Source organism: Larkinella knui, assembly GCF_003858645.1.
Taxonomy (GTDB): Bacteria; Bacteroidota; Bacteroidia; order Cytophagales; family Spirosomataceae; genus Larkinella; species Larkinella knui.
This window is the reverse complement of the sequence record NZ_RQJP01000001.1, coordinates 983259-1009828: the sequence shown is the minus strand read 5'-3', so window position 1 is coordinate 1009828 and position 26570 is coordinate 983259. Positions and strand designations below refer to the sequence as shown.

General features: G+C 50.4%; 21 protein-coding genes. 11 read left to right on the top strand and 10 right to left on the bottom strand.

Features of this window, described 5'->3' with window-relative positions; all coding sequences use genetic code 11:
- The first annotated feature begins 223 nt into the window (after positions 1–223).
- Positions 224–1357: a sensor histidine kinase gene (locus EHT87_RS04075; protein WP_124904116.1), complete on the top strand. Its 1134-nt coding sequence runs from the start codon at positions 224–226 to the stop codon at positions 1355–1357.
- 49 nt (positions 1358–1406) lie between these two features.
- Positions 1407–2132 (top strand): LytR/AlgR family response regulator transcription factor, encoded by a 726-nt coding sequence (locus EHT87_RS04070; protein ID WP_124904114.1) that lies wholly within the window; start codon positions 1407–1409, stop codon positions 2130–2132.
- Between the two features lie 22 nt (positions 2133–2154).
- Here the strand turns inward: EHT87_RS04070 and EHT87_RS04065 are convergent, their stop codons facing one another.
- From EHT87_RS04065 to EHT87_RS04055, 3 genes are all read right to left on the bottom strand, one after another.
- A complete protein-coding gene (locus EHT87_RS04065; protein ID WP_124904112.1) occupies positions 2155–4122 on the bottom strand; it encodes an STN and carboxypeptidase regulatory-like domain-containing protein in 1968 nt (655 codons plus the stop codon).
- A 90-nt stretch (positions 4123–4212) separates the two neighbouring features.
- Complete coding sequence (locus EHT87_RS04060) at positions 4213–5298, bottom strand: FecR domain-containing protein (protein ID WP_124904110.1); 1086 nt, start codon at positions 5296–5298, stop codon at positions 4213–4215.
- Between the two features lie 102 nt (positions 5299–5400).
- Positions 5401–5982, bottom strand: coding sequence for an RNA polymerase sigma-70 factor (locus EHT87_RS04055; protein ID WP_124904108.1), 582 nt, complete (start codon positions 5980–5982; stop codon positions 5401–5403).
- Positions 5983–6322: 340 nt separating this feature from the next.
- Here EHT87_RS04055 and EHT87_RS04050 point away from each other — a divergent pair, with 340 nt between their 5' ends.
- Positions 6323–7234 (top strand): sugar phosphate isomerase/epimerase family protein, encoded by a 912-nt coding sequence (locus EHT87_RS04050; protein ID WP_124904106.1) that lies wholly within the window; start codon positions 6323–6325, stop codon positions 7232–7234.
- A gap of 91 nt (positions 7235–7325) precedes the next feature.
- On the opposite strand, the gene EHT87_RS31225 is transcribed toward EHT87_RS04050, so the two are convergent.
- Together EHT87_RS31225 and EHT87_RS04045 are read right to left on the bottom strand one after the other, a co-directional pair.
- A complete protein-coding gene (locus tag EHT87_RS31225) occupies positions 7326–7484 on the bottom strand; it encodes a hypothetical protein (RefSeq protein ID WP_185716138.1) in 159 nt (52 codons plus the stop codon).
- 118 nt (positions 7485–7602) lie between these two features.
- Positions 7603–9159 carry an acyl-CoA carboxylase subunit beta gene (locus EHT87_RS04045; RefSeq protein WP_124904104.1) on the bottom strand — a complete coding sequence of 519 codons (1557 nt, stop codon included), beginning with the start codon at positions 9157–9159 and terminating at the stop codon, positions 7603–7605.
- Positions 9160–9261: 102 nt separating this feature from the next.
- Between EHT87_RS04045 and EHT87_RS04040 the strand changes: the two genes are divergently transcribed.
- The 5 genes from EHT87_RS04040 to hslU all read left to right on the top strand — a co-directional run bounded on the left by EHT87_RS04040 (position 9262) and on the right by hslU (position 14022).
- On the top strand, positions 9262–9807 hold the full coding sequence (locus tag EHT87_RS04040; protein WP_124904102.1) for an LVIVD repeat-containing protein: 546 nt from the start codon (positions 9262–9264) through the stop codon (positions 9805–9807).
- A gap of 11 nt (positions 9808–9818) precedes the next feature.
- Positions 9819–10577, top strand: a complete 759-nt coding sequence (locus EHT87_RS04035) for an LVIVD repeat-containing protein (RefSeq protein WP_124904100.1) — start codon at positions 9819–9821, stop codon at positions 10575–10577.
- Positions 10577–11338 (top strand): hypothetical protein, encoded by a 762-nt coding sequence (locus EHT87_RS04030; protein WP_124904098.1) that lies wholly within the window; start codon positions 10577–10579, stop codon positions 11336–11338. The genes EHT87_RS04035 and EHT87_RS04030 overlap by 1 nt, the downstream gene beginning before the upstream one ends.
- 85 nt (positions 11339–11423) lie before the next feature.
- Positions 11424–12470, top strand: coding sequence for a type IX secretion system protein PorQ (porQ, locus tag EHT87_RS04025; RefSeq protein WP_124904096.1), 1047 nt, complete (start codon positions 11424–11426; stop codon positions 12468–12470).
- 154 nt (positions 12471–12624) lie between these two features.
- Positions 12625–14022, top strand: a complete 1398-nt coding sequence (gene hslU / locus EHT87_RS04020; protein WP_124904094.1) for an ATP-dependent protease ATPase subunit HslU — start codon at positions 12625–12627, stop codon at positions 14020–14022.
- Positions 14023–14179: 157 nt separating this feature from the next.
- Here the strand turns inward: hslU and EHT87_RS04015 are convergent, their stop codons facing one another.
- From EHT87_RS04015 to EHT87_RS04000, 4 genes are read right to left on the bottom strand one after another with little or no spacing between them, the layout of a single operon-like run.
- Positions 14180–14956 (bottom strand): LytR/AlgR family response regulator transcription factor, encoded by a 777-nt coding sequence (locus tag EHT87_RS04015; protein WP_124904092.1) that lies wholly within the window; start codon positions 14954–14956, stop codon positions 14180–14182.
- Positions 14953–15987 carry a sensor histidine kinase gene (locus tag EHT87_RS04010; protein ID WP_124904090.1) on the bottom strand — a complete coding sequence of 345 codons (1035 nt, stop codon included), beginning with the start codon at positions 15985–15987 and terminating at the stop codon, positions 14953–14955. Before EHT87_RS04010 ends, EHT87_RS04015 begins: the two co-directional genes overlap by 4 nt.
- Positions 15988–17028 carry a S41 family peptidase gene (locus EHT87_RS04005; RefSeq protein ID WP_124904088.1) on the bottom strand — a complete coding sequence of 347 codons (1041 nt, stop codon included), beginning with the start codon at positions 17026–17028 and terminating at the stop codon, positions 15988–15990. It lies immediately after the preceding gene.
- A gap of 39 nt (positions 17029–17067) precedes the next feature.
- Positions 17068–17886 (bottom strand): hypothetical protein, encoded by an 819-nt coding sequence (locus EHT87_RS04000; protein ID WP_124904086.1) that lies wholly within the window; start codon positions 17884–17886, stop codon positions 17068–17070.
- A 251-nt stretch (positions 17887–18137) separates the two neighbouring features.
- On the opposite strand from EHT87_RS04000, the gene EHT87_RS03995 reads away from it, so the two are divergent.
- Positions 18138–19703 (top strand): hypothetical protein, encoded by a 1566-nt coding sequence (locus tag EHT87_RS03995; RefSeq protein ID WP_124904084.1) that lies wholly within the window; start codon positions 18138–18140, stop codon positions 19701–19703.
- A gap of 12 nt (positions 19704–19715) precedes the next feature.
- Here the strand turns inward: EHT87_RS03995 and EHT87_RS03990 are convergent, their stop codons facing one another.
- On the bottom strand, positions 19716–21272 hold the full coding sequence (locus EHT87_RS03990) for a DUF5723 family protein (protein WP_124904082.1): 1557 nt from the start codon (positions 21270–21272) through the stop codon (positions 19716–19718).
- Between the two features lie 216 nt (positions 21273–21488).
- On the opposite strand from EHT87_RS03990, the gene EHT87_RS03985 reads away from it, so the two are divergent.
- On the top strand, positions 21489–22973 hold the full coding sequence (locus EHT87_RS03985) for a circularly permuted type 2 ATP-grasp protein (RefSeq protein ID WP_124904080.1): 1485 nt from the start codon (positions 21489–21491) through the stop codon (positions 22971–22973).
- A 244-nt stretch (positions 22974–23217) separates the two neighbouring features.
- Positions 23218–26559 carry a right-handed parallel beta-helix repeat-containing protein gene (locus tag EHT87_RS03980; protein ID WP_124904078.1) on the top strand — a complete coding sequence of 1114 codons (3342 nt, stop codon included), beginning with the start codon at positions 23218–23220 and terminating at the stop codon, positions 26557–26559.
- Positions 26560–26570: the final 11 nt, after the last annotated feature.

The following is a 26570-nucleotide window of genomic DNA, read 5'->3' as shown; positions in this document are numbered from 1 at the left end:
AACAACCGGGCTGATTTGAAATGAATACCCCAGCCTATACTTATGGCAATACCTTTCATACAGCAACACCGCCCTTTTGTCAATTAGTTAAGGCATTTTACCCATAAATTGAATAAATCAGTCTCTAATCGGTTATGTTAGAGATTATTTTTCTTCCTGAGAAGATGGGAAGTGATTCAAAAACCCCAGTCTAAAAAACCTGTGCGGGTTAATCTTTCATGAAATGAAAGCTTCGACGTTTACAACTTCAACCCAGAACTGGTTTATCAAGTATAAGCTTTATCACATTCCGTTTTGGTTTCTATATAATTATCTCTGGTGGGTTATTGCCATAGGCAACCCATTTAAAGCCGCCACAAGCATCTTTTTTACGCCTTTTTCCGTAAAGTTTCTTTTTTATTTTATTTTTCAGGCGCTGGCTGCTTATTTCAATCTGTACTACCTTATTCCGAAGTACCTGGAAAAAAACCGGTTTACCGAGTACATTTTTTACCTCCTCCTTACCATTGCCATCGCTTCACTCCTCATTATTCCCGGGTATTATTTAAGTGCCTATTTATCCGGAAAGACCCTGGCAGAATTGTATGGCGGAGGAACGGAAGCGGATTGTTTTTATCGATTTCTGGGCAATGCTTTGCCGTCGACCGTAGCCAGTATGACCCTGGCAATGAGCATAAAGCTGACCAAGAACTGGGTTCAGTCCCGTCAGAGGCAACAGCTGCTGGAGAAAGAAAATCTGGAGACCGAGTTGAAGTTTTTAAAATACCAGTTTAATCCTCACTTTTTGTTTAATACCATCAATTCCATCTTTTTTTTGATTCATAAGAATCCGGACATGGCCTCCAATTCGCTGGCTAAATTTTCCGAGTTACTGCGGCACCAGTTGTACGAATGCAATGACCAGAAAATTTCACTCAACAAAGAAATAGCGTACCTGGAAAACTTTATTGAATTGGAAAAACTTCGGCAAAACAACAATATTGAAGTTACTTTTCAAACTGAAATACAGCTCAGTAGGCATCTGGAGATAGCCCCTTTTATATTGATGAATTTTGTGGAAAATGCCTTTAAACATGTTTCCAAACATGCCGACCAACCCAACTGGATTTCCATACGACTCGGGGTTGATCAGGAAAAACTGACTTTCAACGTATCGAACAGTGCTTCGCACGGGGGGATTACCGAGGTGATTCGCTACGGGGGCATTGGAAATAAAAATGTGCAGCGCAGGTTAGATCTACTTTATCCGGAACACTATGTTCTGGCTATTCAGTCGAACGAGCATCGCTTTGATGTCGAACTTCGGTTAACGCTTTCGGCGCTTGAAGTGTCTGAATTGATGGAAAAATCCATTTAAAAACCGGATCATTCTGGCCGATGAGCCGGTTTTATAAACAAATACGAGAATGAACTGTGTAATTATTGACGATGAACCGCTGGCCCGTGAGGGAATCGCTAATTATGTAAGAGAAGTCGATTTTTTAAATCTGGTCCAGACCTGTCAAAATCCCGTCGAGCTACTTAACTTAGTAAGCGAACATAAAATCGATTTGCTTTTTCTGGATATTCAGATGCCTAAAATGAACGGTATCGATTTTTTAAAAACGGTACAAAATTCACCTATTGTTATCATTACTACGGCATTTCCGAGTTATGCGCTGGAAAGTTTTCAATTAAACGTGCTGGATTATTTATTGAAACCCATCACTTTCGACCGGTTTTATAAGGCCGTTAGTAAAGCGAAAGACTATTACCAGCTCATTACCAAAGCCGTTTCAACCGGAATTGAAACGGCTGGTCAGACGGATCAGTACTTCTTTATAAAATGTGATAATAAATACGAGAAAATAGTTTTTGATGACATTCTGTATATTCAGGGAATGCAAAATTACGTTATTATTTTCACGCAAAAGGGAAAGTATGTAACGCTTCTTTACCTGAAAAATCTGGAGCAGAATTTAGACAGCAAATCGTTTATCAGAGTGCATAAATCCTACATCGTTTCCATCGATAAAATTGACGCCATCGATGGAAATGAAATCATGATTAAATCACACCGAATTCCCATCAGCCGGAATTATCGGGAACAAATCATTCAGCAGGTTGTAAAGAATAAATTGTGGATAAAATAACGCTTCCCGAATTGAGTTTCGGCTAATTACAAAACCGTAAAGCCGCCTGAAAACCCAGCCAGCCCGCCGAGTACGTATTGACATTAGTGACGGAGTTGCCAAACAGCGGCACATCAAATCGGGTGGCCGGTTTGGTGCGGGTATAATCGGTCAGGTACCCGTTGACGGACGGGCCAACGGCCAGAGCGATCCGCCGGCTCAGCTTTTTCTCGATACCCAGATTCAGGCGAATCAGCGAATTCCAGTCCTCCCAGGTATAGCGGTTTTCTCCGCTGAGGACCTGGCCAGTTAAGTCGAAATTCAGCATCCAGCCACGTTTCAGATCCACCGCCGTGCCCAGGCCGTACCCCAAACTCCAGAGCGGTTTTCCCGCCATACCCAGATTGGAACCGCCCGTAAAGATGTTATAAAATCGCCGAACACCGGTTTTGAAGGTCAGATTGGTGGTCATCACTTCGTCTGTCGAGATTTCCAGACGCCGGTAGCCGTTGCGGTGCACGTAACTGAACAAACCGAATGGCGTGGTTTCCGACGATCCGGCAATGTTGATGACCCCGATCTGATGCCCCCGGTTCACCTTGCCCGCGTAATTGAGGAAACCACTGAGTTGCCAGCCCGAAAGTTCGCCAACGGCAAAATTGGTAAAACCGGCCAGTTGAAAACCGGCCATGTTTCCACCGGTGACGTTTCCATATCCGGCCAATTGAAAACCGGTCATCGATCGGGCGGCAATGTTGGTAAAACCGGCCAGTTGAAAACCGCTAATTTCATCGGCAACGATGTTGCCAAAACCGGCCGCCTGAATACTTTCCGACATTTTCCCCATCGTCATATTGTAAAAACCGGCCGCCTGAATGCCCTGAACGGTCCCCAATACGGTGTTGCCAAACCCCGCAGCCTGCACGCCCAGTACGTTGCCCCGAACCCCGTTGAGAAAACCGGCGGCCTGAACGCCATTGACGTGCTCGCCAACCACATTGCCAAAACCGGCCACCTGTACCCCGCCGACCTCACCCCGAACCAGGTTCAGGAAACCGCCCACCTCCAGACTTCTGACGCCCAGAGAATACCCGGCGACGAGGTTAAACGAATACTGGTTGATTACCCGTCCACTCAGCGTGTGGTTGGTTCCAATAAACGGAAACAGCGAAAACTGCATGTCGCGGTAAATCGTATCGCCCGCCAGGTTGGCATCGTGAACGGCTTGCTTGGTGGTTTTGAACCAGTCGGCAAAATCGCTCCGGGTTTCTTCCAGCACCGACTTGCTGCGGTCCCAGATCGTGGGGTTGCTGGTCCGGGGCTGGGGAGTCGAATCAACCGGGATGGTGACGGCTACCGGCTGCGGCATGATGGGGGTCGGGCGGGTGGTATCGATCGACGTCCGGACGGTCATCGGCTGTAACGTCGTCGGCAATGGCAAGGGGGTCAGGCCAATATCGAGTTTATGAGATTGCCGCGCGTTGATGGCAACGGTTTCCGAGAAATAATACTTCCGCCGGACCTCCAGGCGCACGGAAGCAATATCGGTCGACAATTTGATCCGGTAATAGCCGTACGGATTGGAAACCGTCGATGCCAGCGTGGTTTTTTCGTAAATACTGACCTGACTGACTTTCTGGCCGGTCTGGCGGTCGGTGACGTATCCGTCCAGAAAAAAACTCTTGGGCGCTTCGTCGGGAAGCTCGGCTTTTTGCAGAATGATGTGGTTACCGCGGGATTTATAGGTGATCGTTCCCCGAAAAATCTGATTCATGATCGCCCGGACGGAATTGGTGGTCCGCAGGCTCAGCGTGCTGTTGGGATTGATGAGAGCGGCATTGTAGGCAAATGAAAACTGGCCTTTGGTACTGATGATTTTCAGGGCATTTTCCAGTCGCTCGTTGGAAAAATCGACCGAAATCACCCGTTCGAGCGGTGGTGTCGACTGGGCAACAGCGGATCGAAGGAGCGCACAGAAAATCAGCGAAAACAATAAACGGATCGGGTACATTTTACGTGTGTGGTACGTGTGTATGGATGACACCCTGAAAAGTCATTACCCCTATGCTGGCACACATTCCGGAGCTGTTTTTCGAATGCCTTACTTGCACGGCCCGCCATCCAGAATGATCCGGTTTCCCTCCCGCCGACTCCGCAAATTCATCGCTTCCTCCGTCGTTTTCAGCACATATTCTAAGTTTTCATTCTTAAATGTCCCCGAATAGAGGCAATTGCCGAGCTCCGCATTGGCCAGGTGAATATCGGCGTGATACACTTCATTGAGTGTTTCAACCACTTTGCTCATCGGTTCTCTTTCGAAGACGAGTCGCCCGGTTTGGAAAGCCATTGAATTCGCATCGAATCGGGGTGCCTTGATGATCGTATCTTTCTTCGCGTAAAAAACCGCCTGCTGGTCTTTGATCAGCGTCACTTCTTTATCTTTCGCCGAAAATTTCACTTTCCCGGTCCGAACCGCCACGCGGACATCCGCGGTATAGGACCGGATGCTGAACGACGTTCCCAAAACCTGAACGGTGGTGTTGCGAACGTGAATCCGGAAAGGTTTCTCGGGGTCGGGTTTCACATCGAAATAAGCTTCGCCCACCAGGCTGACCTCGCGGCTGTCGTCGGCAAACGATTCCGGATAGGTAAGTTTGCTGTCCCGATTGAGCAGCACCCGGCTGCCATCCGGTAAGATCTTCTCGATTTTATCCGTAGACGTCACCGCAGCCACCTGGACGACGGGAACAGTCTGGGTTTCTTTCCGGAAAAACCAGAGCAGACCTGATAAAAGAACCACCGTAGCGGCAACGGCCCAAACCGGTGACTGCCACCAGGTTGTAGTCCGGTGGGTGTGAACCGGCTGAACGGGCAGCGGTTTTATAACGGGTTCCGGGATGCTGTCGGCGGGTGTGGGATCAACGGCCGTTGCGGCTTGCGTCCGAATTTTACCGCGCATTTTTTGCCAGGCCGCATCGGTATTGACGGGAATCGATGCGGGATCGGTTTTCGGGCCTACTTTCCCGGCGGTATTCCAGATCTTCTCAAAGCGGTCGAATTCCTGGCGTTCGGAGTTGTCCTGATCCAGCCAGCGCCGTACCCGCTCCGACTCGGCAGCATCCGTCTCCCCAGCCAGGAATTTTCCCAGCAGGTCGTCGTCGATTCGGTTTTCGGGTTGATCAGGCATTTATTTTTACAGAATAACGATTTAAGACCAGAGAGCAGTGACAAAAAACCACTTGTTATCAGCGCATTGTAGGCTATACCCTCTTGTCTGACCTCCAGCGTCTTAGTTTAAAAACAGAAAGAACAGTACTGTCGGCAGATAATCAGCCAGTTCTGTCCGTAAAATACGCAATGCTTTTCCGATCTGGTTTTCCACCGTTTTGATGGATAGACCGAGTTGATCGGCAATTTCCTGGTACTTCATTTCTTCAAACCGGCTCATCGAAAAAATCAACCGGCATTGTTCCGGCAATCGCTGAATGGCCACCTGCAAACGATCCGACAATTCATCGGCAATCAACGTCTGCATGGGCGCTTCCGCCGACGACTGGTACATCTCGACTTCATAAGCCGCCTGTTCGCGGTGTTCGGACTGCACCGACAAATGCCGGATGCGATTCAGGCAGCGGTTGTGGACCGAACGAAACAGATAGGATTTCAACGAAACCGTAATTTCCAGACTATCACGTTTTTCCCAAACCGCCAGAAAAACCGCCTGCACGGTTTCTTCGGCATCATCCCAATCGTGCAGGAAGGTGCGGGCATACTGGCACAACGGGGCGTAATGCTGCCGAAAAACGGCCTCAAACGCTGGCTCGTTGCCCAGACGTATCGCATGAATTAATTCCTGATCGGTTGGTTGCACGTAGTTGCGTCAGTTTTTCTTGGCAAATCTACTACTCTTTTTTAAACCCGTATCTACTGCAACTGACTTGAAGACACCCAAACGGTAGTTTCCCCCCACGAATAGTATATATTTTTTTCTAAACGGTAAAAAATTTAGTGATTTATGACGCCAGAAGCCTTCTGTACGGAAAAAGCCTTTTAGTATATTCTGGCATTCAGCATACGCTGATAAAATCAACGGTTCAAAAAATACCCGATAACGAGTAAAGATGGCGGTTTAACCGGTTTATAGGTATTGGAATGCCAACGGGTAAATCCCACTGAATTAACGAACAAACTAACACGCCCTGCGCTTCACGATGACACACCTGACTCGCCGTTCTGCCCTCAAAACAACCGCTGCCGGGCTGGCAACTGCTTTCCTAGGAACCTTATCCGGTTTCGATTCAAAACAACCGCCCCTTGCTTTTTCGACACTGGGCTGCCCCAAATGGGACCTGGACACGATCCTGAAAACGGCCGTTTCGGCGGGCTACCAGGCAGTTGAATTCCGGGGGCTGGCGGGCGAACTGGATCTGACCAAAAGCCCGGCTTTCAACACGGCCAGCAAGGCCCGCGAAACCCGCACCCGGTTTGCCGACCGGGGCATCCGGATTTGCAATCTCGGTTCGTCGGCTCAACTGCACCATGCCGATGCTGGCAAGAGCGCCAAAAACCTGGACGAAGCCCGGCGATTTATCGACCTGGCTCAACAGCTCGACTGCCCATACGTCCGCGTTTTTCCCGACCAGCTCCCGGCCGACCAAAGTCGGGAAGCCACGCTTCAACTCATCAGCGATGGCCTGTTAACCCTGGGCGATCATGCGAAAAACAGTTCAGTTGCGGTGCTGCTCGAGTCACATGGCGAACTAACCCGAAGCGACCTGTTGATTCAGATCATGCAAGCCGCCAAACACCCGAAAGTGGGCCTGATCTGGGATATTTTCAACATGTGGGCCGACGCGCACGAAGCGCCGGCGGAGGTATATCAGAAGCTGAAACCGTATATCCGGCATGTGCACGTCAAAGACGCCCGGCTGGCAAACGGGAAGCACCAGTATGTTTTGCTGGGCCAGGGTGACGCTCCGCTTCGGGAAGCCATCGATTCGCTGAAAGCCGGAAAATACGAAGGTTACTACAGTTTTGAGTGGGAAAAACTCTGGCACCCCGATATTGCCGAACCAGAACTGGCCATTCCTCACTATCCAAAAGCAATGAAAGCGTATTTTTGAGTTGAAGAGCCAAGTATGGGTTTTTATGAAGAAGGGGTCTAGAAAATCTTTTAATGGTTTTAATACAGGAAGTTTTTTCACCTTATCAGGACTATCGAAAGCATTCTTCCAATTCTAAACCATCTCCAACTTTATTCATGGGATTAAAGCCAATATTCATCGCATAGTCGAACTGCACAAAGTCATAGGTAACCGCTTTAACCTGACCTTCTTGATCTTCAATCATGGAACCATTTCGAGCATCAGCCATAACATAAATTGTTGCATATCGTCATCTTTTAACGCTTCAATAAAAGCTTACTGGCATTCGAGACGGTGAGTTGTGGCAACTAGTTGTAAACGGTAAACCCTAAACTCATTTTAACTACTTACAACGGAATATTCCCGTGTTTCTTTTTCGGCAGGGTCGCCACTTTGTTTTCCAGCATCTGAAACGCCCGGATCAGTTTCTGGCGGGTTTGTTCGGGGTAAATGACTTCATCGATATAGCCCCGGTGGGCAGCCCGGTACGGATTGGCGAACTTGTTGGTATAATCCAGCACCTTTTCCTGCAACCGGGCCTGTGGGTCGGCGGCTTCGGCAATTTCGCGTTTGAAGATGATTTCGGCAGCTCCGCTGGCCCCCATCACGGCAATTTCGGCGGTGGGCCAGGCGTAGTTCATGTCGGCTCCGATGTGCTTGGAATTCATCACGTCATAAGCCCCGCCGTAGGCCTTCCGCGTGATGACGGTCACACGCGGCACGGTTGCTTCGCAGAAGGCGTAGAGCAACTTCGCGCCGTTGGTAATGATGGCGTTCCACTCCTGGTCGGTTCCGGGCAAAAAACCGGGGACGTCTTCCAGCACCAGCAACGGAATGTTGAAACTGTCACAAAACCGAACAAAACGGGCGGCTTTGGTGCTGGCGTCGATGTCCAGAACCCCCGCCAGAATCGCCGGCTGGTTGCCCACAACGCCGATGCTGCGTCCCGCCAGTCGGGCAAAACCGACCACAATGTTTTCGGCAAACGCCTTGTGAACTTCAAAAAAACTGCCCGCATCGACAATTTCCTCGATCACCTCGCGCATGTCGTACGGCTGATTGGGATTCTCAGGAATGATGGCGTTCAGCTTCGGGCGGTTTTCGTCCGCCGGTTCATACGGCAGTCGTATCGGGTCGTCCTCACAGTTTTGCGGAACATAACTCAACAATTGTTTGATGTATTGAATGCATTCCAGTTCGTTGGCGCAGGCAAAATGGGTAACGCCGGATTTGGTGCTGTGCGTGCTGGCGCCCCCCAGTTCCTCGGCCGTCACATTCTCGTGCGTCACGGTTTTCACCACATTGGGTCCTGTAACGAACATGTAGGACGTATTTTCGACCATCAGAATGAAATCCGTAATGGCGGGTGAATACACCGCGCCACCCGCGCACGGCCCCATCACCGCCGAAATCTGCGGAATGACGCCCGAGGCCAGCGTATTGCGATAGAAAATATCGGCATACCCCGCCAGCGACAACACGCCTTCCTGAATCCGGGCACCACCCGAATCGTTCAGCCCGACCACCGGAGCGCCGTTTTTCATGGCCAGATCCATAATTTTACAGATCTTTTCGGCGTGGGTTTCGGACAGAGCGCCCCCGAAAACCGTAAAATCCTGCGCAAAAACGTACGTCAATCGCCCGTTGATGGTGCCGTAGCCCGTTACAACACCGTCGCCAAGGTAATGCTCTTTGTCCAGACCAAAATCGCGGGTGCGGTGCATGACGAATTTGCCGATTTCCTCGAAAGAGCCTTCATCGACCAACAGCGCAATGCGCTCGCGGGCCGTTAACTTCCCTTTTTTATGTTGGGCGTCGATGCGCTTTTGGCCTCCACCCAACTCGGCTTCGGCATTTTTATGATCAAGAATTTCGGTTTTGGTTGACTTAATTTCAGCGTCCATGCACGGGTTGAATTGAAAGTATGGCAACAAAAATAATTTTTATTAACGAATCCAACGTTTTTCCCTCAATTTGTATCCTAAAGGCATCCATCTGCTCCTTTTATGAAACAGCTTTCCGTTCCTATTTTCCAGCGATTTACGGTCCCATGGCTGCTCCTGACCATGTTCGGTTGTGAAATAAACCGTGAAAATGAGCCTGACCGAACCGTTCAGGCCCTGCGGCCGGTTTATGCGAGTTATGAGGAAGTCCGCACAATTCAGACGCTGGGTCCGCAACCGCTGAAGAATCCCGGCAAAATATACATTAAAGGCAGGTATTTATTCATCAACGAACCGGGAAAAGGTGTTCATATTGTCGACAACAGCGACCCGGCCCACCCGCAAAAGATTTCCTTCGTGTCGGTTCCCGCCAACGTCGATATGGCCATTAAAGAGAATGTGCTTTACGTCGATAATGGCGTCGATCTGGTTGCCCTCAACATCACGGATTCCCGGAAGGTAACGGTTTTGAAGCGAATTAAGGATGCCTATCCGTATCCGTCCTATCCGCAGCAACGCGGAGTGCAGTTCGAATGTGCCAATCCTGACAAAGGCGTCGTTGTTCGCTGGGAAACCGCTACCCTGACCAATCCGAAATGTTACCGTTAACCGGCCGCACCATGAAAAACTATCTCCTTGTCCTCCTGATCGGCCTGACCGCGCTGACGGGTTGTTCTGAAACGGGCAGTAAAGACAGTGCAGCCGTCAACCCCAACGGCGGAAGTGGAACGGGCGGTTCGATGGCCCGGTTCACCGTCGCGGGTGATTATCTGTACGTTGTCAATCAAAACAGTCTGCAGGTCTACGATGTGCATCAAAGTGCAGACCCGAACAGCCTCAGTAAAGTATCGCTCGGTTTTGGCGTCGAAACCATCTTTCCGTACAAAAATCACCTGTTCATCGGAACGCAAACCGGGATGTACATCATGAACCTGGAGAATCCGGCCAAACCGCAGCAAACCGCGCTCTACCGGCATATCTACAGTTGTGACCCGGTTGTGGCGCAGGGCAATTATGCTTACGTGACCCTCCGCAGCGGCACGTCGTGCAACACCGGCCCGAACCGGCTGGAGGTGGTCGACATCTCGAATCTGGCCAATCCGGTGCAGGTCAATTCGATTTCCATGACCAATCCGCACGGGTTGGGAATCGACGGAAATCTGCTCTTCGTTTCCGAAGGAGACGCCGGACTGAAAGTTTTCGACGCCACCGATCCGGTTAAACTGAAACTCATCAAATCGTTCGATGATATTCGCTCCTTCGATGTCATTCCAAACCGCTCGGTTCTGATCGTCACCGGAAAAGACGGTATTTTCCAATACCGCTACGACGCTTCCCAGCAACTGACGCTACTCAGCAAATTACCGGTCGAAAATTGATGAAACACCGTTTTTTAAAAGGGCTGGCGCTGGTTTTGTTCCTTCCGCTGAATGGTCTGGCTCAATCATTGCTGGCCGACACGCTGACACCGGTGATGAACCACTCCCCGCGCTGGGTCGTTAAATTTGCTCCGCTGGCGCTGTTTGACGTGGATAATACCGTTGAGTTTGGCGTCGAACGACTTTTGGGCAGCCGGCGCTCCGGTGGCCGGCATTCCGGTGGCCGGCATTCCATTCAGGCGGAGTTTGGCTACGGCTGGCGGGCGATCAACCTGTATCCGAACCGGCGTGAAGAATACGAGGGTTTTGAAGTCTGGCGCGGCCGGGCCGAGTGGCGACGGTATTCCGGACGCTACCGGAGCTACCGCCGACCGCACTTTGCGACCGCACCCATTGGCCGGTATTTTGCCGTCGAAACATTTTTCAAACAGGTGACGGTTTTGCAAAACACGTCCGTGGGCCGGGAGTGCGTCGACGGAACCTGTGCTTTTTTTGAACGCGGCACGTTTCCCATGTTCCGAACGGTTTGGGGTGTTCATTGCAAAGTCGGTCGGCAATTCGTACTGACCATGCCGGGCGAAAATCGCCTGCTGCTGGATTTTTACATGGGATTGGGTTTCCGCAGTGTCACGCCGTATCGCTTCACTAATTCGACCAACGAAGATGTGGTGCGCCCCTCCGGCATCGGTTTCTGGACCAACCAACAGGGCGGTTTACGGCCCAGTGGCACGTTGGGGATAAAATTGGGTTATGTTTTATAGTTTAAGGTTTATAGTTTAGAGTCTCTGGTTGGCTCACGCAGTCGTTTACGGTCACTTTAAACGATAAACCCTAAACTGGAAGTCCTTGAAATCTCATTTTCTGATTGTATTCTTTCTCCTCCCCTTCCTGTCGGGTGCCCAGCCGCCCGGTGGTCAGGATCGTTTTACGTTTTTAACGATTCCGACCCACGCCCGCGTGGCGGCTCTGGGTGGTCTGGCGGTATCGAATACGCAGCCGGAAGGTCAATTTACGCTGCAAAATCCGGCTTTGCTCGATTCGTCCGGCCGTAACCATCTGTCGCTGACGTTCGTACCGTATTTTGCCGACACCCGTTTTTATACGCTTCAATACGGTTTGCCCGTCAAAAGCCGGGGGCAGTGGGCTGTGGGCCTGCAATACCTGACTTACGGCACGTTTGACCAGACGGATTTATTGGGCAATCAAACCGGCACCTTTACGTCCAATGACTACGCGTTAAGCGTATCTCATTCCCGAACTGAAGGCAATTTTACGCTCGGTGCAACGCTCAAGGCCGTCGGTTCGTCGATCGATACCTATTCGGCGTTGGCGGTTTTGTTCGACGTCGGCGGCACGTGGCGACACCCGAAAAAAGAACTCACCTTTGGGCTGGTGGCCAAAAATGCCGGTTTTCGGCTAAAAACGTATTTTCCCGGCCAGGCTGGCGGTTCGCCGGACCTGCCTTTTGATTTACAGGCGGGTGTAACCGTCAAACCGGAGCATCTGCCCATTCGTGCCACCCTGACCGCCCATCATCTGTACCAGTTCGATATTGTTTACAACGACCCCGCGCTGAACGTCACGTATGACCTGAACGGCAACCCGATTTCGAAGAAAATTGCGGTTCCCGAGAAAATTCTGCGGCATCTGGCCATCGGGCTGGAGTTTCTGATTCACCGGAACGTCAATCTGCTGGCTGGCTACAACCACCTGCACCGACAGGAAGGCAGGCTGGCGACGGGTTCGGGAGCCGCCGGTTTGTCATTCGGCGTTGCCGTTCAGGCAAAAGGGTTTCAGTTGACCTACGCGCGGGCTTTGGCCGCCCCGGTTGTGGGTGGAAGTAGCCATTTGTCAGTTAAGGTAAACTTAAATCGAATCTTACCAAAAAAATGACTAAATCCCGGCACAAATTGCAGTTTCCTACGTTTCTTTGTGAACAATGACCAGGAAACGATGAATACGGAACAAGGGGTTTGCCACTATTCGCCTATGGTTTATTCATGGTTTACTGCCGCGCGGGCGGCCCGTCATTTTTCAATACTTATTTATGACGACACAAGAACTGAAAGATTTAACCCCCCGGCAAATAGTTGCGGAACTGGATCAATACATAATCGGCCAGCACGACGCGAAGCGATACGTTTCGATCGCCCTCCGCAACCGCTGGCGACGTATGAACAGTACGCCCGACATGCAGCAGGAAATTACACCCAATAATATTCTGATGATTGGGGCAACGGGCGTTGGTAAAACCGAGATTGCCCGGCGGCTGGCCAAAATCGCCGACGCGCCCTTTACCAAAGTGGAAGCCTCAAAATTTACCGAAGTCGGTTACGTAGGTCGCGATGTCGAAAGCATGGTCCGCGATCTGGTCGAGCAGTCGGTCAGTATGGTCAAAGCGGCCAAGAAAGAGCAGGTCAAAACCCGCGCCTTGCAAATTGTCGAAGACATGATTCTCGACATTCTGATTCCCCCGATCAAACAACCGTCCGGTTTTATGCTGGACGAGCCGACCGATAAGAACGACATTCCGGACTCGGATGCCGAACTGAACGAACGAACCCGCGAACGGTTCCGCGAAAAAATCCGCAAGGGCGAAATGGATGATCGGAAAATCGAGATCGACGTTCAGCAGAATGCCGCTCCCAACATCGGCATGATCGGTGGAACGGTGGATGAACTGTCGATGATGAACATTCAGGAAATGATTGGCGGTATGATGCCCCGGCGCGGGAAAAAGCGCAAGGTGACGATTGCCGAAGCCAAGAAGATTTTGCTGGAAGAAGAAGCCGCCAAGCTCATCGATATGGACGAGGTGAAGGACGAAGCCATCCGCAAAGCCGAAAATACCGGGATTATTTTTATCGACGAAATTGACAAGATTGCCTCCAGCCGCGGCAGCGGTTCGGGCGGGCCCGACGTGAGCCGCGAAGGCGTGCAGCGCGATATGTTGCCGATCGTTGAAGGAACCACGGTCAATACCAAATACGGCAGCATCAACACCGACCACATTTTGTTCGTGGCAGCGGGTGCTTTTCACGTTTCCAAGCCGTCGGATTTGATCCCGGAATTGCAGGGCCGCTTCCCGATTCGGGTCGAATTGCAAAGTCTGTCGGAAGATGATTTTTTCCAGATTCTGAAAGCGCCCAAAAACGCCCTGACGAAGCAATATGTGGCCATGATGCAGTCGGAGCAGGTCGAACTGACGTTTGAAGAAGAATCGTTGCGCGAAATTGCCCGCATTGCCTTTCAGGTCAATTCGGAAGTGGAAAACATTGGAGCGCGCCGGCTGCAAACCGTCATGAGCCATTTGCTGAACGATTTCATGTTCGACATTCCGGATGTGATCGGGCCGGATTCCAAAGTATTCATTACCAAAGACATGGTTTCTGAAAAACTGAGCGAACTGGTGAAAAACCGGGATTTGAGCCAGTTTATTTTATAATCCCCCGGACTTTAGTCCGTGTTTTGTTTTGCTGGCTATTCTTAGACCAAAGACTAAAACACGGATTAAAGTCCAAGGGTACTTATACGAAAAACCTGGCACTCCAGCGGAACGCAAACTCCGGAATTTACCTGAAAATCCGTTGAGATGAACGTCATCATTCGCCCAGCCACCGCCGAAACGCCATCGCCTTTTCCCGGCTGACGATCACGTCCTCTTCACTCGCTGGCCGCAGGATGACCTTTAATTTGTTATTAAAGTAGAAATGCAGCTTCTCAACGGCTTTGTGCCCAACGATAAACTGCCGGTTGGCGCGGTAAAATTGCCGGGGATTCAGACTTTGCTCCAATTCATCGAGCGTATAATCGAGGTGTAGCAGCCGGTTGTCGTAGGTTTTGATAAACGAGATTTTATTCTGGCTGAAAAAATAGGCCACTTCACTGGCATCTACCGGAATCAGGCGCTGGCCCTGCCGTACCAGAAACCGCTCCCGATAGCTTCCGGTTTGGGGAGCCCGTCGTGCCAATTCGTCAATCAACTTCTCAATCTGCACCACGGGATTGGGCTGCGCAAAGGCCGCAGAAAAGTGTTGAAACTTCTGTAAAGCCCGCCGGAGAGCCGCATCCTCGATCGGTTTCAGCAAGTAATCGATGCTGTTGACCCGAAAGGCCTTGAGGGCAAATTCGTCGTATGCCGTCGTGAAAATAACCGGGCTTTGCACCTCTACCTGACTGAAAATCTCAAAACTCTGTCCGTCAACCAGTTCAATATCCATCAGGATCAGGTCTGGCACCGGATTCGTCCGCAGCCAGTTGACCGACCCCTCAACGCTATCCAGAATACCGACGACTTCGGCGTCGCTTTCCGCCTGGAGTACCATGGTTTTCAACTGGCGGGCGGCAACGGTTTCATCTTCAATGAGTAAAATTTTCATACCGTTTCCGATTTCAATAAAGAGACGATCACCTGGAAATGGAACTGAGTCTGTTGAATCACAATATCCGGCTGGTTCATCAACCGGTATTTGGCGGAGATATTGACCAAGCCGGTTTTATTGGACGGAACGGCGGTCTTTTTTTGCTGTAAATTATTCAGGATGATCAGGTTATAGGCCATATCGGTATAAATTCGGATCGTTAGGGGCCGCGTCGACGAAACGACGTTGTGCTTGACGGCATTTTCGACCAGCATCTGCAACGTCAACGGGGGCAGTTGATAGTCGAGCAACACGGGATCAATTTCAATCAGCAGATTCAGCCCGTTCTCAAACCGGGTTTTGAGCAAATCGATGTAGGACCGGACGAAATCCAGTTCGCGTTCGAGGGAAATCAACGGTTGTTCATTGCTCTGGAGCAAATACCGGTAGACGTGGGATAGATTACCAATAAACGAAACCGCCTTCTGCTTCTCGTCTTCCAGCACCAGCCCCTGCAAGGTGTTCAGGCTGTTGAACAGAAAATGCGGTTTGACCTGCTCTTTCAGCGATTCCAACTGGGTCTGCAAATTGATCTTCTTCAATTCCTCCGCTTCGTAATAGGTTACTTTCCACTGGCGATACAGGTAAATGCCTTCGTAAATGGCCGCGATTGGAATGACGCAAAAAATACCGGCGGCTATATTATAAACGTAACGCATGGGCGGGTAGTGATAGCCCCAAAACTGCGTCATATCGTAAAGAAAACTAGTTAAAAACCGAAACAAAGCCGTCGTTACAAAGAACCAGACGATCTGAAAACCAATCCGTTGCCGGGTTTGATTCAAGGCCGGAAACCGTCGCCGGGAATGAATGATTCCGAACCGGGCAATGGTCCAGAGCAGCGAAGACTCGATGACGCCCACGCCCACATCCAACCAGAATGACTGGCCGTGCTGCCGGTTGATTTCGTCGTAAAAAATCCAGTCGCCCAGCAAAGCGATGAGTGGAATGCCGATGAGCCGAAACCACTTGTCGTTCAGTTTTTCCATTTAGTTCAATAACCCGATTGCTGTTTCCAGCGCGTAATCGTGACCGGCTTTCAGGTCTTCCGGCTTGTTTCTGACCACAATTTTGGGCGTAATGCCAATGCCTTCCAGGTTCTTTCCGTTGGCGTCGCGCACGTCGGCAATCGGCACGCGGAAGCTCCAGCCATTGGGCAAATCCCGCTCGACGGCGTCTGAGAAAGCCCCACCCGTCACGTCGCCAACCTGCGTAACGGTTTTGTTCTGGAGCATGGCCAGCATGAACGTTTCCGCCGAACTGTACGACGACCGATTCGTGAGCACAACCACCGGTTTTGTGTATTGAAAACTTCCTTCCGGCTCGGTATAAAACCGCAATTCCGGTCCAAAATCGGCATGATGGGGGCCATTCCGCAGTCGTGCGGTGAAAGATAAGTGTTTTTCGGTCGCAAACCGGTTGGCGATGTACTGCGATACGCGGTCTTCTCCCCCACCATTCGCACGCAGGTCAATCACAACGCCTTTCAGGTCTTTCAGGTACGTCAGCACTTCGTCCATTGCTTTCGGGTAATAGGAACTATTATTCTCGAAGCCCTTCAGGAGCAGGTACCCCACCGTTGGCGTTAACTTGCCGTATTCCAGGTCATTGCCGTACATTTTGGTTTCACTTAAATACGTTTTTACTACCTCACCGTTGTAGTCTTCCACCCGGGTCCGGCCCAGGATTCCCCCCGAATACCAGGGCAGCTTTGTGTTCGCCGTTGGCCGCAGATACACGTGATTGTCGTCCAGAACATCCAGCATCTGCGTCATCACGTTCAGGAGTTCAGCGTCGGTCATGTTGTCGCTGACCTGCGGGCGGTATTTCTGATAAACCGCCTGCCAGTCGATTTTTTTCGGCTCAAAAGCGCCGTACATTTTATCGTATTCGCCCCAGAGGTGATCAAAATTGGCGACGGGGTTGTTCGGCGCATCGGGACCAATCAGTTTCTGGGAACAGGAGGACAAAAAAACCGCAGCGGCTACGAACGTAATTTGTAAAAAAGGACGGAATTGAATCGTTTTCATGGGCTGGTTCAATGAAGGTGTTTACGGTATGGATGAACATTAAAACCGCATCTCGCTTTCCAGCGAAATGGTGTTGCTAACGGCCCGAATGGGCCGGGGTGACGGATAACTCAGGTACCGGGCGCGGTAGGTGGCGCCGAAACTGATGCGCGGACTGACCCGAAAGCCATAACCCACCTGCAAATTAACACTGCCCAATCTGTTGGCGGTAGCCGCCTGAGTTCCCTGTTTGAAAAAAGCCTTCACGTTTTCATCCTGTGTCGACTTCGGAAAATTGGCGTAAATAGCGCGGGTAATTAACCCCAAAACCGCCATATCGACCCGAAGGGTGAGGCTGTGCCGGGGCTGAAAGTGGTAGTCATACTGGATAACCGGCGATACCGTTGCGGTATTGACAACCCAGGGAAAATTGGCGACTTCATCGGCGTACCAGATCGACTCCTGCACGGCTCCACCCACCCAGAGAGCACTGTTCGTATTCTCGACCGAATTGACCCGGCGGAGGTAATCCGCTTCCAGGCCAACGTAGTAAAAAACCGACGCGATTTCATACGTAAAAGGCTTTCCGTCGGGGAACGAAGTCGAATACGAGCGGGGGCCAAATCGTTCGGGATTCAGGGTTCCTGCGCCCCCCGACAGTCGGATGTTCAACCGGGAGCGGTCGGATTCATGACCATACCGCAGGCCAAAAACCGGCTGAATAGCTCCTTTGTACCGAAGCGGTGAAGCCTGTTGATCGAGCATCCGAAGCGAAAAGGTTCCAACCGAAACCCCGATCGTGTTCCTGTCGTGCTGCGCATTTCCTGGCAAGCGAAATATTAGTAATAATAGACTGATTGTAAAGGCGATACGTTCCATTGTATTTGTTTTTGAATCTGTCTACAAAGGTGGATTATATCCTTTCAATCTGAAACGGGCGGTTGATAAAGCGGGCCAAAACGCCACCGGACTGGAACGTTTTGCGACTGAACCGGAGCTGAGGGCCCTGATAGGATCCGTAAGAACTAAAATAATCCGGTTTTTCTGAACCGGCCGGGAGGATTTCGTCCGGCCTTTTTTAGTTTTGTCCATACAACCGACCACACCAGCCTGCTAATCAAGCGTATTGCATGAAAACCGACCGATTAACGCTTGCTTCACTCGGTTATCTGTATGTTCCGGTTTGCCTCTTCCTGTATGGCTGGATTATTCCCGGTATCGCCATTCCGCTTTCCCTGCTGATTGGGATCGGCGTCTGGCAATTCGGTCGCCAGGCCGATCCTTCCACCCGGTCACATTTGCCGTTTTCCCGCCAGGAATGGCTGATTCTGATGGCGGGAGCACTCTTCTGGACCTGGGTAAGCGGCATGGGTGCCTTTGTGCCCCAATATGGCGATTACGATAAACACAACCTGGTTTTTTACGACCTCATCACCCGACCGTGGCCGGTTGTCTACCGGAACCCGCGGTTTGATGACCCGTTCCTTTGCTATTATCTCGCCTATTATTTACCCACGGCGGCCCTGGCCAAGCTCGCTCACCTGTCTTTTCCATCGGCAGAATGGGTTTCGTTCTTCTGGGGACTGCTGGGTGTTTTGCTAGCTTTCTGCTGGGCCGCTCGACTGAGTGTACGCTACCGGGTCTGGATTGCCATCGGCCTGCCGTTGCTCTCGGGCGTTGAGGTTGCCATCCGGTTATTCTGGTCATTGTATACTGATTTTCAGTGGCATGTAATACCTTGGCTGTCAGCGGTGAGCAACAACCGGATTCCGGGTTATACGCGATATGAACCACCCCGGATCGTCTTTAGCAACCACAACTGGGCCCAAAGCATGGACCCGTCTCCGCTCGTCATGCAGTTGCAGGCCGTCCCGCAACATGCGTTGGGCGGCTGGATTGCCATCGGCCTGGTCTGTTACTGGCAACGTCGAAAAACGACACCCGTCGCGCTGGCTTTCGTTGTGGCGGGCACCCTGCTTTGGTCGCCGTTTGTGAGCATTGGCCTGGGGCTGTGGTTGCTCTTCACCCAGCGAAACCTCTTTTCCTTTTCGGCCTGGTTGCACCCGGTTTTTTTGACCTGTTGTCTGGCAATAACGGGCCTGATGGGAAGTTTTTATCAAGCCCACTACCCGATTCCGGACGCCGGGCTGATCACCGAAGCCTTCGTCACCCCGGCCGACGGGATTTTATACCTCCTTTTCTGGGGCTTCCAGCTTTGGGTGGGGTTCGTAGTATTCCGGTGGTCTAACCGGCCAACCAACGGGAACAAGGACTGGGAAAAAATGGCCTTCTTGGCCGCGGTGACCATTCAGCTCATCAGCCTGGTTTATATGGGTCGCTGGAACGACTTCCAGAACCGCAGCCTGATTCCGGCCCAGTTCATTTATTATCTGGCCATGGCTAATGGATTGGCCAACTGGTTGGCGGCTCCGAAACTGTCGGTTGCCGGGTGGCTTTTTGCGGGCTGGATTCTCCTCGGGCTGTATGTGCCGCTGCGCGTGGTGGGGTATAAACTGCGTTCGATTCCAATCCCGCAACCCATCGAACGGTCGATGGCCAATGCCGCAACCAACTTTGGCGAATCGGATATGAGCCGGATGCGGCCACATGAAGCCATCGATGCCGACGCGGATTATGCCCGGCAATACGTTGGGAAACGGGAGTCGTTTTTTTACCGGTACTTCATCCGAAAATAAAGCCTTCAAGTCTCAGCGCTTTCGGCCAAACCGCTTCCAGTATCCGCCTTCCTGTGGCGGAAAGTAACAGGCATTCGGATTTTTCGGTCCCCGGCGGAACAGCGGAATCGTCGCTCCGGCGTAGAAATTGGCCCCGCGCGGGTTGCCGATATTGGCCAGACCACCCAGGTGATCGGTTCCGGCAAACACGGGGCCCACCCGCATGGCCAGCCCGATGGTTGGCATCGAATAATTATCCTGCAACGCAATTGGCATCGAAACTTCCGCCCAACGGCTTTCCCAACGGGGCACAACGGCCAGCATCGAGGGCGTAATCATCGCCACGGCATTGGACGGCACGAGACTCTGCGTCCATAAAACGCCAACGTAGACCTGGGGTCTGAATTGGTAATCGGCACTGACGTTCAGCGCCGTTGGCAGACCGGAACGATACGAAGTGGTTCTGTTCATCAAGGGAAGATCGAGCACATCAACAATCCGGTTATTGATCTCATCGGGCTCCTTTACACCCAAAAAAGTGGTATTGGTAATGAGCTTGTTCACGGCCGAAACCTGGTATAAGTTAACCATTTCCGGATTTTTAAACCGGATGCCGCCAATATCGACCAGCGAAGCAGATATCCGGTAGAGGTATTTATTTTTGGTCGGGTCACGGCGGAGTTCACCGTTTTCCCGGTAGGTATAGCTGCGGATTGCGGGGCGGTATTCATACGTCATTCCGAGGTCAAAACCCCAGCCCCCTCCCGCTGATTGTTTGCCAAAAAGCCAGCCCGGCGCCAAACCAGCATTCTGAAAAGCCGTCTGATTCGTATAGCCGTAAACGCCGTCGAACTTCCGGATGCGCAGGGCCTGAAATCCGGACTGGTTGGGGTCCCGAACGATCTGGTGGGTGCCGTCGTCGACCCGAACGTGGGCGTTATAAAAACCAACTTCCCGCTTGATGGTAACGCCTGCTTTCCAGAACTGCTCATCGTTATCGAGCAGCACAGCCCCGAAGGTTGCGGCCAGTTCGGCGTAGCCATTGACGTTGGCCATACCGTGTTGATTTTCGTTCAGAATGCGTTGCAGTTCAACAATCTGGGTTCCGTAGAGCATCAACCGGGCGGTTTCTTCCGATGTGTTCCGGTATGAAATTCCCGTTCTGACCCGCGTTGATAGGGCCACGCCAAACCGGTCATTCAGCGTTACCAGGGCCGACGGTCCCCGGATTTCGCCCCCCAGTGTCAGGCGCTTGTCGCGTCCGTTCAGTTGTTCTTTCAAATAACCGGTTCTTCCCAGGCTCTTCCCACGTTCACTGCGGTATTCGGACGGTATTTGCCCGGTCATATACCGGACCACGGAAAAAGGCGCTACCCAGCGCACGTAGTTATTCGAAGCGTAGAAATCGACTGTCGCCAGGTTCAGGTAAACCCGGTAGCGGGAATCGGCCGCTTCTGATGGATGACGATAAATGGATTGAGTACCTCCATAATTACTGTTAGCAATTCCCGTCAGGTATTGCCCCCAGGTGGGAAAAGAAAAACTCAGAATTGCTAACGTTGCGAATAGCCGACCGTATCTCTCTCTCATTCAACTAGTAATAGACGTGATGCGATTTTTCAAGGGTTGTTGAGCCTTTAAAGATACGGGTTGTTTACGGAAATGAAGAGACAGTTATTTAACGGCAAGGCCTAAATCTCCGCAGGGAAATAAATAATAAACTATCTGCTATAAACGCCAACCATATATAATTTTGTATATTATTGCAATTTTAAGGGTTTATTCGCCAAAATCACTAGCCCACCTATGCAATTTCAGTCACAGTCACAAGGAAACCAAACTCAGTCACAATCGCAGGGAAATTCCTTCTCATTTACCGACTACCAGACGGATAACTTTTATGATGAAATGTTTACGCCGGATGGTCAGGTACGCTCTGGGTATGAACAGTTTAAACAGCGGGTGGAGCAGCTGAGCCGCGAAGATGTCATCGGTCGGCAGCAAACGGCTGAGCGGGCGCTGATGTCGATGGGCATCACTTTCAACGTCTATTCGGAGGGCGAAGGAACCGAACGCATCATGCCGATCGACATCATTCCGCGCGTCATTCCGTCGGAAGAATGGAACCGGCTCGAACGCGGACTGATCCAGCGCATTCAGGCCATCAACATGTTTATCCACGACGTATATAACGACCAGCGGATTCTGAACGACAACATCATCCCGCGTGACCTGATCGAATCGAGCAAGTGCTTTTTACCCGCCTGCATGGGTCTCAAACCGCCCAAAAATATCTGGTGTCACATTACCGGAACCGACCTGATTCGGGGCGAAGACGGGCAATTTATGGTGCTGGAAGACAATCTCCGCTGTCCGTCGGGCGTGTCGTACATGCTCGAAAACCGGGAATTGTCGAAACAGACGTTTCCGGAAGTGCTGGCGCGGACGGGCGTTCGGCCGGTTTCCGATTATCCGACGCGGCTGCTTCAATTGCTGCAACACATTGCCGACCGCCCCAATCCCACGGTGGTGGTTTTGACCCCCGGTATTTACAACTCCGCTTATTTCGAGCATTCGTACCTCGCCCAGCAGATGGGGGTTGAGCTGGTCGATTCCCGCGATCTGGTCGTTTCGGGCGGTTATGTTAAAATGCGGACCACCAAAGGGTTTCAGATTGTCGATGTCATTTACCGCCGGATTGACGACACGTTTCTCGATCCGCACGTTTTCAATCCGGAGTCGCTGATCGGAATACCGGGTATTTTCGAAGTATATAAGAAAGGCCGCGTTGCTCTGGCCAATGCCCCCGGTACGGGCGTAGCGGACGACAAGGTGATTTATGCGTACGTGCCGCGCATTATTAAATACTACCTGGGCGAAGAAGCCATTATCCCGAATGTAAAAACCTACATTTGCCGGGAAGAAGAGGATTGTAAATACGTCATGGAAAACATCGAGCAGCTGGTGGTGAAGGAAGCCAACGAAGCCGGTGGATACGGGATGTTGATTGGGCCGAAAGCCACCAAAGCCGAGCATAAGCTGTTTAGAAAAAAAATCAAGGAAAATCCCCGGAATTACATCGCCCAGCCCACCATTTCGCTTTCCCGCGTGCCGACCATCGTAGGAGATCATACGGAAGGCCGACACGTCGATTTCCGGCCCTACATTTTGTATGGTGATGGCATCAACGTCATTCCCGGCGGACTGACCCGCGTGGCCCTGCGCAAAGGTTCACTGGTGGTTAACTCCTCACAGGGCGGGGGCGGCAAGGACACGTGGGTTTTGTATTGAGGGCAAGTCAGGTTTCAAGGTAACTATCCAGTCAATATCCGCCGTCAGCACGGGATGGATCCATCCCGTGCTGACGGCGTTTTGTGTCTATTGCTCGTTGTAAAGGCCTAATCAAGTACGAATTCTCGAAAAATTAAGGGTTTAACCGTTTTCTATTTGGTTACTTTGGCATTCGGTTTGCTGTCTTATAATAGTGCCATAACCATTTGAAATTGAACGGATAAACGAGCATTCAATTATTTTTATGAGGCTATTTCTTCTTGTTATTTTCATAAATTATTTCGTTTCAGCAAAGGCAGCAACGTATTATTTCTCCACCCTCACCGGGGATGATTCCCGGACCAGTTCGCAGGCGCAAAATTCCGCCACTCCCTGGAAAACGATCGCAAAGCTCAATTCTTTTTTTCCCAATTTACAACCGGGTGATGCCGTCTTATTCAAACGGGGAGAAACTTTTTATGGCCAGATTATAGTGGGCAAATCCGGTTCTTCAAACCTTCCCATCATTCTGGCCGATTATGGTTCGGGAGCAAAACCGGTAATTTCCGGGTTCGTCAGTCTGAGCAACTGGACGTCGGTTGGGAATGGTATCTGGGAAACAACCAACAGCGGTTTGCCGAATGCCATCAATGTTCTCACCATCGACGGAAAGGTCGAACCCATGGGCCGCTATCCGAACGCCGACGCAGCAAACAAAGGGTACTTAACCTACGAAGGACACAGCGGGAATACCCAAATCACGGATAACCAGTTACCAGCCAGTCCGAATTGGTCTGGGGCTGAAGTCGTTATTCGCAAAACCCGCTGGATTCTTGATAAAGGCACCATTACCCAGCATTCAGGCACCTCGCTTACGTACTCAGGTACGTCAAGTTACCAGGCCGAAGACAACTTCGGTTATTTCATTCAAAACCACCGGTCTACCCTGGATAAATCAGGCGAGTGGTATTTTAACAAAGCCGCAAAAAAGGTTTCTATTTACCTGACTAGCGGTATTAATCCGAATAACCAAAGCATTAAAGTTTCATCTCTTTCTACCTTGATTCAGGTTTTGGGAAAAAATTATATAAAATTCCAGAACCTGCAGATTGAAGGGGCTGATCTGAACGGATTTAATCTCTCCGGTACCTCCACGATTACGATCAGCAATTGCACGATAGCGACCTGTATTAACGGCATCGCAGGGCAGAATAACACGCTGCCGGTCATTGAAAATGCGGAAATTTTAAACTCGGGCAATACGGGCATTTACCTCACTGCTACCACAAATGCCATTCTGCGCAATACTACCATTACCAACACCGGAATTATCGGCGGAATGGGCCTCAATGGCGACGATACGTACCAGGCCGTAATCATTCGGGGATCGGGTAATCTCGTAGAAAAAAACACGGTTACCAATACGGGGTATTCAGCACTCCGTTTTGAAGGTGACAATACTATTTTGCAAAATAACTTTGTGTCGAACTTCAATCTGGTCAAAGACGATGGCGGGGGAATTTACAGTTGGAATGGCAATCCCAATTCTCCGGAAAAAGCATCCAAAATAGTCAATAACATCGTCCTAAATGGAATTGGAGCTGGCAGTGGCACACCAAAATCCTCCGATTTGTTTACACACGGTATTTACCTGGATGATAATACAGGATACGTTGACGTAAAGGGCAATACGGTAGCCTATTGCAACGGAAGTGGCATATTTCTTCACAACGCCAACCATATAAATCTGTCGGGCAATACCGTGTTCAGCAATGAATGGCAGTTGTTTATGCAGCAAAACGGGGTTTATCAGATCCGAAATAATTCCATCAATGAGAATAAGTTTTTTGCTAAAAATAGCACTCAACTGGCCTCCCGAATTGTTTCCGATTTAAACGATATTAAACAATTTGGCACGTTCGACAACAATTATTACTCTCGTCCTCTTGATGATGGATTTATAATCAACGCAAACACAAATTCAGGTATTTCCGGAATTTATACTCTATCCGACTGGAAAACTGCATTCAGCCTCGATGCCAATTCCAGGACATCACCAATACCAATCCCTTCGTATCGGCTCAACACCTTGATTGGGAATAATAAATTCCCCAATGGCACCTTTACAAACCATATTAACAATGCCTACAGTTGGTCTCCATCGGGTAATGTTAAGCTGGAATGGAGTAATGAGGGCGGTTTGGATGCAGGCTGTATGAAGACTACGTTCTACACCACTATTAATCCTTTGGTTAAAGACCGAAGCGCCTTGATTACGATGGAAATTGGAGCCGTAAGTGCTGCGAAGAAATATATACTTAAATTTAGTTTAGTGGGTACCCAAAAGCAGCGAAGTTTTCAGGTTTATTTGAGAAAGCGCGATTCACCTTACAATGATTTAACGCCACGTTACCCGTGCAATCTGAGTACAACCAGAACTGAAAATGAGTTTGCTTTTTCGGTTCCCACTTCAGAAAGTAACGCTTTTTTAGTTTTTCAGACCGACCAAGCCGACGGTACTTTTTTTGTCGATAATCTGCAATTGGTTGAAGCCGATCTTTCGTTCATAAATCCTGATGATGTCATTCATTTTGAATACAATGCATCAGGTGTGAACAAAGGTTTTAACTTGCCAACTGGCACCTTTGTTGATCTTGAAAATCGCACGTATCAGGGAACCGGTACGCTGGCCCCCTGGTCATCTCTTATTTTACTGAAAAAATCAGATACCGCATCTCCGCAACCAACGGTCTGCACCCCACCCGCTCCCCCGACTGTCAGCTCCAGTTCTTCAGCCATAACCGCAGGACAAAGTGTAACCTTGACCGCCAGCAATTGCGCCAGTACAGTTGTCTGGAGCACCAGCCAAATTGGCACCTCATTAATCATAACCCCTTCATCGACCACAAGTTACACGGCAATATGTAAACAAAGCGATGCCTGTAAAAGTGTGCCTTCAACTGTACTTACTATAGAAGTTAGTCCAATTATCAACCCTGCTGTCACGGTTACTGGTAATTTCGAAGGCTATCTGGATAAAGTGGAGTGCGGTTCGATTCGCGGGTGGGTGTGGGATCGCAATAAACCCAATGATCCTGTCCTGCTTGAATTCTATGCGAACGGAAAAGTAATTGGAAGCACCAAAGCAGATCTTTATCGCGCCGATCTTAAAACAGCCGGTAAAGGCAACGGAAATCACGGATATACTTTTACAACCCCACCTTCAATAAAAACCGGGGAAACATTCCAGATCAGTGCCAAAGTTCAAAACAGTACATTTACACTGACCTGGTCGCCCAAAACACTGAACTGTGCGCCTAATGCGCGGGCTGTTGCGGTGGGAGAAATCGAATCGGATTCATCCGATTTTAAGATAACGCCTAATCCGGTCGATCGGGAATTTGAGGTATCTTATTACACGGTGCAACCGATGGCCAGCGAAATATCGATCATTGATCAAATGGGTCGTTCCTGGTACAAAAAGGGTATAGAAGGTGCCGGATACCACCGGCAGAAAATTTATCTGCAAGGTGCCTCTGGTGTGTACATGGTTTTGATCCGCCAAGGTAATCAGCTACGCAGTAAAAAAATCATTTTTCGTCAATAATGGGACTGCAG